The following is a 6,993-nucleotide window of genomic DNA, read 5'->3' on the forward strand; positions in this document are numbered from 1 at the left end:
TGAAAAAAGCCTCAAATGATTGCAGAGCAATTATTTGAGGTTTTGAGAATTCTGAATTCTTTTGAAATTAAATCCGATCGAATATCTGCGGAATGTGGGGTAAAATACGGTTCGCGGTTAAGCTTACTGTGTATCTCTTCTTCCTTCTTCCTTCTTCCTTCTTCCTTCTTCCTTCTTCCGAACCGGCAGCCAAACGACGAATGTAGTGCCGCTATCGGTTGGATATAAATGAGCTGCACTAGATGGCAGCCATTCCGGATTTACTGGGGAAAATACTTGGATTTCTCCTTGCATTTGGCGGACTAAATCGCGGGCGATCGCCAAACCCAATCCTGTGCCGGGAATTTCTGTCTGGGCTTTTTCTCCCCGGTAGTGTCGCTCAAATAAATGCTCTAAATCCTGGGGGGGAATGCCGGAACCTGTGTCGCTGACTGCAACTGCTATGGCAGGTAAGGGGCGGTGGTTCGCCTCGTAGCTTACTTTAATATAAATTTGGCGGCCGGCGGGGGTATATTTCAAAGCATTGTCAATTAGGTTGCTCAAAACTTCGCGCAAAGCTCGATCGCTCGCCGAGACTGGTGGTAAATCCGCCGGAATGTCGGCTAACAATGACAGATGCCTTTCCGATGCGATCGCCTCGGCGGAAATTAACAGCGGTTTTAAGACTTCTGTCACTACACAGGATTCGTCCAAATTGGCCACTGGTAACAGCGACAGAGGAGAATGCTGGATTAATTCGATATTAGAAGTTGCTGTTTCTGAAGTGCCTGATGGGAGTCTGAGATTTGCTTCGCCGGTATCTACTGTGCGATCGAACTGGCCGAGCAATTCAGAGAGCCGATCGCTCTCTCGGACAATACTATAAGCCACATTGCGATTTTTGTCTTCTGGTACCAGCCTGCGCGCTAACAGTTTGCCAAAAGTTCGCAACGCTGTCAGCGGACTCTTGAACTGGTGCAGCAAGTTGTGCATCGTGTCATAAACCTGAGCCTGGATTTGCCGAGAAGATCCCAATTCCTGATGCATCCACTGCGATCGCTGGTCTAAAATGCAGGCTAGGGCCAAAGTGCGAGCAATTTGTTGTATCTGAGCCTCCTCTCGATCGTTCCAAGCCCTGTCTTCCCTACCGCTGACCAGGAGTCCCAGGACAGCGTCCTCGTGTATCAGAGGCGTCACTATTTGCCTCCGTTGCTGCCACACATTCCCCGGGCCTTGGCACTGATTGGAACTGTTTTCAAAACCCGGCAGTGGCTCGGGTGCGATCGCCCCCACGGTTGATGCTTCCACAGCCAAAACCGGCGCAGCCAGCCGCCGCGGCATTGGTTTCACTGTCGAGCTTGAAGCCGGTTCGAGCCTCAACTCCTGATTTTCTGGTTCGACTGAGGTTTCTGGGTAAACTGCGATCGGCACTAACTTTGCCTCGCTGCCTTCTACCAGCTCTTGTGTCAGGTATACTGCGCTGAATGTCGCACCCAAACTGACTGCGATCGCCACCTGCGATCGACAAAGCTTGACAAATTCTGAACTGGCTGGCATTAACATGAGTGCCACATTAAGATATTTTACGGAATTTTAACTAAATTACAACTGCTCAGCCCCCGATTACAGATTGGAGACTCCTAAATTTCTAGTATGTGGGCTTTGATGGCAGGCTGCTCGGTTCCCAGGATTCAGCTTTCACAAACACAATTGCTTTAAAGCCCCGCCTGCATAGCTTCCCCAGAGTCCCAAGCTTGGCTGCTGCCGGAAGTTGCGGCCCACCTTACCACAACCGCTGCACTTTTGTCGATCGGCACGAATGTTAAGATTATGTCGATATATTAAAAACAGTTGAAGTTTAGAGCTAGAACAGATATACTGGCCTCGGATTTGGTAGCTATCATTACCTAAAAATTGGATAAAAAGCCACGCCCGATCGGGACAGCTTTGATGATTGAATCATGTATTGTTGATTCGCCAGATGTAAAAATCCGGTCTCAACTCTATAATCCAAAAAATCTGAGATAGGTTGGGGCATCAACCTAGGATGCTCGGCAATATCAGACAAACTGTGCTTGAGAAAAGCTGTTTGAATCCAGAATCCCCATGTCTTTATGGCTGGGGAGTATGTCAAAACCTGTCTGCTCATACTGTCTGCTCACACTGTCTGCTCACAGAGGAGGTAAAGAAATTGGCCAGGAGACGCAAGCGCAAAAGTCGCCGCCGACAAGAAGGACGCAGAATTTTAGAGTGTGTGCCTCAATATAGCATCGAGAGCGGCGAAGATAAACCCGTAACAGCGGCTCGCAAGTTCATCCATGCCGAAGGCATTGCTCCCCCAGCTTTACTGTTGGTCAAGCGTAACGAGCATACCACCGACAGATACTTTTGGGCTGAAAAAGGTTTGTTCGGAGCCCAATACGTAGAAGAGAACCATTTCTTGTTTCCCAGCTTAAAGGTGATGCTGGAAGCAACCGCAGAAAAAATTCCTGCGGTGTCCGCCAGTCGCGCATAGATCGAAATGTTCAGATCAAAACATTGACAGCAATGTTTTTCTGGCTCTTTTAACAAAAGCGCGAGAGTTCTCATTGTCTGGAGAGTGCCAACTGAAATTTACGCGAAAAATCCTTGGGAAGTTAAGGTATAAGGAGCCATCGCAACAGAATAGATCGTCAAGAAAGGGCGATCGGCACAATTGGCACTCTCAGGATAATGGTTTTTTTTGACTCTGCCCAAAAACGCATACAAGCCCGGAATCGAGTCGCGAACCACTCCAAATTTTAGACGAAAATTAAAGCTCCCAGATTCATCTGTAGAATAAATCTAAAATCTAAAATCTCACAATCTAAAATCGTTTGACCGTGCCAGATACATTTAACCCAGCAAATCCAAGACTAAGCCCGAATTAGCTGTGTATGGCAAGACGCGTGAAAGCTGCAAGCTCTCCCGTCAAGGAGGTATCTCTCAAAGCTTTCAACAAGATATTGAAAGCGCCATTTCAATCTCTGTTCACACTTTGAACAGGTTTGTGATGTGTATTATTCGGTTATGTCTACTACAAAACTGCCATATTTAACAGCTTGATGCTTCAACATTTGCTGAAAACGATAATGACTCAAAGTGACCATCGCCCTAGCTGTTTTAATCGCTAGAGCGTTTTTTATTCCCGCCCTACACTACCAGCTTTTACCCAATTATTCAATAAGTTTCTAGAAAATCATTTACTTTGCATCAACAGTCGATCGAACTTTCGGGCCAACTAGAGAACTGCCAGCAGCAATCCTTTTGTCGGCTCGAAGTCGAAGCACGGCATCTAGCATATCAAAAAAACGTTCCGCGCCAAACTTTTAATCTTCCAGGGGTTTCAAATTTAAAGCTTTTTGCATAGTTGCTAGCTCGTCGCGGTGAGCTCTGACAGTAACAAAGCTTTTAGTTGGGCTTTCCGAGTCAGCAACTGATTCGAGTTTTAGAAGGACTTGCTCGGAACGTCCGGCTTTTTTCCAGTAAAATACTCCCGTCAACGGCGACAGCAGTACCAAACCTAGGAAAATTTGACCTTGCTGTGGTACTAGCATTCCCAAAACCAGTCCCAAGCAGAGAGCGCCGCCTGCACTCAACAGGGTTAAAAAGATAGCTAGAAACCAACTCGGCCGCACAAAACCCTCAAAGGTGACTTTATAGTTGGGGGCATCAACGGCTGCAACTCGGTAAGCCCTAGAAGCAAAATACTCTTGTAGCTGGGTTAACAGTAACTCTTGGGCGCTCTCGGAAGCAAGCTTGACTTGTTCGATGCGATCTTTGACTGAGGCCTTGATGAAGAAAAACAAGCCAACAGCCAACAGCAGCGTCATCACAAAGGTTGAAGAAAGAACAGTAGTATCCATCGGTAGAAGTTTGTGTAAGTGAAATTATCTACTATGACTTTACATAAGTTTACAGAAGAAAGCGATCGAGGACTTACGCAGACACTTTTTAACCCAAATTCTCGCCAAGCTTTCTAGCAATGCGTTTTTCTCCCCATCACCCAATTCCCATATCTCCCCATCATCCTTAATTCTCAAGTGACAATGCGTAAGTCCTGACGTAGTGAATCGCTACTCTAATCGCTGTGCGGCGGCGATGCTGGCAAAGCGAAGGCAATCGGACAATTCGCTTTGCTAGTAGCACCGCATCTCAAGGGTTTAGGCATCCGATTTCAACGCCTGCTAACCCGTGTGACCAGTTTCCAAGGCACGGGGACGACGGCCAGACGCGCCGTTTCCCTGACCGATGTACTCGTGCCACAGACGAGCCAGGTCTTGAGCTTGATGCCGCCACTCAGGGAGGATTTGATACATCCGGCGGGGGCGGCCGCGTCCTTCTACTTTTTTCCAGTAACCGGTAATGACGGCTTCATCTTCGAGAAATTTCAAAGCGCTGTAGAGGACGGTATCAGAAAGTCGGTAGATGGGGAATTCCCTTTCTAGTTGTCCGATGAGTTCTGTACCGTAGGAATCTCCGCGCAATAACACCGAGAGAATGTAGCACACTGCCAGTTCCTTGTTTAGATAAACAGGAGGGGGGTCTTGAAAAAATTGATAGATATGTTCAAATTTCATCTGTCTTGTCCGCTGGAAACTCTCGTGATACCGTCAGGTTAACGGGAGAGGAAAGCGGGGCGGGGTGTGCCGCTTCCTAAGGATTAAGTGGGAATGGGGGAAACAGAGGTGCAGTATTTCCCCAGTTGTGTTGATAGCCGGAACTGTTGTGGTGCACTGCGCTAATGTTTGCTTGCGCCAAGGTTGAGGAGCGCTCACATAACTAGGGTAACTTTACTTCCTCTTCCAATCTATCGCAGCTACTATTGCCAAGTGTGCGATCGCACGGAAGAGTTGCACTTATTTCGGGGGTTAGTGTTTTAACTCAAACTCAGAAGTCGCAACCCCCAAACCCTCTGCGTTCCTGGTTTGTGGGCTATGGTTTGTCAGAGTTCGCCGGCTTTTTCGGGCAGAAATTTTGCCTTTAAACCGGACTCAGACCTAACATGGCGCGCAGTGTAAAAGTTAGAAACACAAAAGTCGCTACAATCGAAGTAATCAGGGCGATCGCAGTTGCCGGTCGATCGAGCAGAGGTTTGAGTCGCTCGAACAGGAAAAAAAAGATTCCCAGACACACAGTAATCAAAAAACGAGGGTAGCGAGAGATGTTATTAATGAAATCTTGCATGAGCACCGGTGGGGTAAAGTGTTACAGCTCGATCTTTGACTGGTAACACTTGTGAGCGAGTTAGACAATTTTGGCACAGCCGGAGCTAAATCTGCCGATCGGGCGATCGGTCATTTTTCAAGGGCGATGCTAACATATATAATTCTAACGAAAAGTTTTGTGAGAGCGATCGGGTCTGAGTCTGTTCAATGCCGGAACGCGACCTCCGTTCAACAGTTGACCGCTTGACAGTTGACCGCTTGACAGTTTGAGAGCGACCTCTACCTATAAGTCCGAGGATTGGAGTAATGAATAGTCTGATTTTAATTTCTCCCTCAAAGCGTTCCGGCTTTCAACCAATTCTTTCTGGTAACGAATGAGAGAAGTATTTCTATTCAGTTGTAGTTGTGAGTTGTAGTTGTGATAAATATTATAGGGCTGTTATTTCTACCTAAATGTCTGCCGTCCATTTCTGAAATGGGCTGGAGGCAAAACAAGGTTGATTGGACAATATCAACCTTATTTTCCTAAAAAGTTCACCACTTACTACGAGCCTTTTTTGGGCGGCGGAGCCGTATTTTTTTACTTAGCACAACAGCACCCTTCTGTGCAAGTTGTGTTAACAGATATTAATCCTGAGTTGATTAATGCTTATCGCTGTGTCAGGGATAAAGTTGAGGATCTGATTGAGCTTTTGTTAGAGCACGCTTCAGAGCACAGCAAGGACAATCCAGCCTATTATTACTCGGTGCGATCGCGATCCTACAACACAGATACAGAAAAAGCAGCACGGCTAATCTACCTCAATAAAACTTGTTACAACGGCCTCTACAGAGAAAACTCCAAAGGTGAATTTAATGTTCCCATAGGCAGATACAAAAATCCTAACATTTGTCAACCAGAATTATTGCGATCGGTCTCATCTCTACTCGAGCCAGCTCAAATTGAAGTGAGAAAATTCGATCGAATTTTAGATTTTGCTACAAGCAGCAAAGACTTTGTTTATTTTGACCCGCCTTATTATCCTATCAGTTCTACTAGCGATTTCACAGCTTACAGCCGCGAGAACTTCAAACAAGCCGAACAGATAAAGCTTAGAGATGTTTTTGCAGAACTTGCCCAACGGGGTGTCAAAATTATGCTGTCTAATTCTAACTGCGATTTCATCGATAAAATATACAGCGATGCTGAAGCTTTTAAAATAGCTCATCTCCCTCAGCAAATTGAAATATCAGCGTCTAGGGGAATTAACTCTAAGAGTTCCAAGCGCGGCAAAGTCAAGGAATTATTAATAAGTTCAATTTAACTAAACACCAAAATCCACTCTCTATCTAGTCGAAGTTGAGTTAGTTAGGTGTAGGGTGCGCCGCCACCGAAAATCCCTCAAGAAAAATTGATAATGTAACCGTTCCACACCTGTGATTGCACGGCCTGTGGAAACAAACCCATTTTTGGATAGCAATGCTTTTCGTCGATATCAACCACAAAAAGTTTAGAAACAGTGTCAAAAAATTGGCAAAAAAAAGGAATTATTACCTATTGACTTGTCTGGACTTTAGGTGGTATATTTTAGATAATGGAAGTGGTGAGTCTAATTTTAATTTTGCGACTATTCCCATTATTAAATTGTACTTCCAAAAAACTTCAGAGTCAAGCGGTTAACTCGAAAAAAAAGGGCGATTTTTTTCACTTTAATAAAATTAAAATATTTGAATGCTGGGTTATCGTAAATAAGGGGCTTGCAATTAAATATAACCCCAGTTATCCTAGAAGAGTAGGAACCAAAAAATCTGACATAAGTGGTTGTGACTTCTGTAAGTGGGATGCTAA

General features: G+C 45.5%; 7 protein-coding genes. 3 read left to right on the forward strand and 4 right to left on the reverse strand.

Annotation, left to right across the window (positions count from 1 at the left end; all coding sequences use genetic code 11):
- Positions 1–123 precede the first annotated feature (123 nt).
- The gene (locus JGK11_RS32225) at positions 124–1,536 is read right to left on the reverse strand and encodes an ATP-binding protein (RefSeq protein WP_293214430.1); all 1,413 of its coding nucleotides are present in this window, start codon (positions 1,534–1,536) and stop codon (positions 124–126) included.
- A gap of 634 nt (positions 1,537–2,170) precedes the next feature.
- Here JGK11_RS32225 and JGK11_RS32230 point away from each other — a divergent pair.
- Positions 2,171–2,494: a DUF3155 domain-containing protein gene (locus JGK11_RS32230; protein WP_293144355.1), complete on the forward strand. Its 324-nt coding sequence runs from the start codon at positions 2,171–2,173 to the stop codon at positions 2,492–2,494.
- 832 nt (positions 2,495–3,326) lie between these two features.
- On the opposite strand, the gene JGK11_RS32235 is transcribed toward JGK11_RS32230, so the two are convergent.
- The 3 genes from JGK11_RS32235 to JGK11_RS32245 all read right to left on the reverse strand — a co-directional run bounded on the left by JGK11_RS32235 (position 3,327) and on the right by JGK11_RS32245 (position 5,184).
- Complete coding sequence (locus JGK11_RS32235; protein ID WP_293214432.1) at positions 3,327–3,863, reverse strand: cofactor assembly of complex C subunit B; 537 nt, start codon at positions 3,861–3,863, stop codon at positions 3,327–3,329.
- A gap of 321 nt (positions 3,864–4,184) precedes the next feature.
- Entirely contained in the window at positions 4,185–4,577 is a 393-nt protein-coding gene (locus tag JGK11_RS32240) for a PadR family transcriptional regulator (protein WP_293144339.1), read from the reverse strand.
- A gap of 403 nt (positions 4,578–4,980) precedes the next feature.
- Positions 4,981–5,184: a DUF751 family protein gene (locus JGK11_RS32245; protein WP_293144336.1), complete on the reverse strand. Its 204-nt coding sequence runs from the start codon at positions 5,182–5,184 to the stop codon at positions 4,981–4,983.
- Between the two features lie 451 nt (positions 5,185–5,635).
- On the opposite strand from JGK11_RS32245, the gene JGK11_RS32250 reads away from it, so the two are divergent.
- Together JGK11_RS32250 and JGK11_RS32255 are read left to right on the forward strand one after the other, a co-directional pair.
- The gene (locus JGK11_RS32250; RefSeq protein ID WP_293214436.1) at positions 5,636–6,469 is read left to right on the forward strand and encodes a DNA adenine methylase; all 834 of its coding nucleotides are present in this window, start codon (positions 5,636–5,638) and stop codon (positions 6,467–6,469) included.
- A gap of 276 nt (positions 6,470–6,745) precedes the next feature.
- A partial coding sequence (locus tag JGK11_RS32255; RefSeq protein ID WP_293214434.1) for a hypothetical protein occupies positions 6,746–6,993 on the forward strand: 248 nt, incomplete at its 3' end.

Origin of the sequence: Microcoleus sp. PH2017_34_RAT_O_A (genome assembly GCF_020737885.1) — a bacterium.
Lineage (GTDB): Bacteria > Cyanobacteriota > Cyanobacteriia > Cyanobacteriales > Microcoleaceae > Microcoleus.

Bases quoted from the DNA above. Each gene is read 5' to 3' on its own strand.
- JGK11_RS32225 (WP_293214430.1), bottom strand. From the start codon at position 1,536: ATGCCAGCCAGTTCAGAATTTGTCAAGCTTTGTCGATCGCAGGTGGCG.
- JGK11_RS32235 (WP_293214432.1), bottom strand. From the start codon at position 3,863: ATGGATACTACTGTTCTTTCTTCAACCTTTGTGATGACGCTGCTGTTG.
- JGK11_RS32240 (WP_293144339.1), bottom strand. From the start codon at position 4,577: ATGAAATTTGAACATATCTATCAATTTTTTCAAGACCCCCCTCCTGTT.
- JGK11_RS32245 (WP_293144336.1), bottom strand. From the start codon at position 5,184: ATGCAAGATTTCATTAATAACATCTCTCGCTACCCTCGTTTTTTGATT.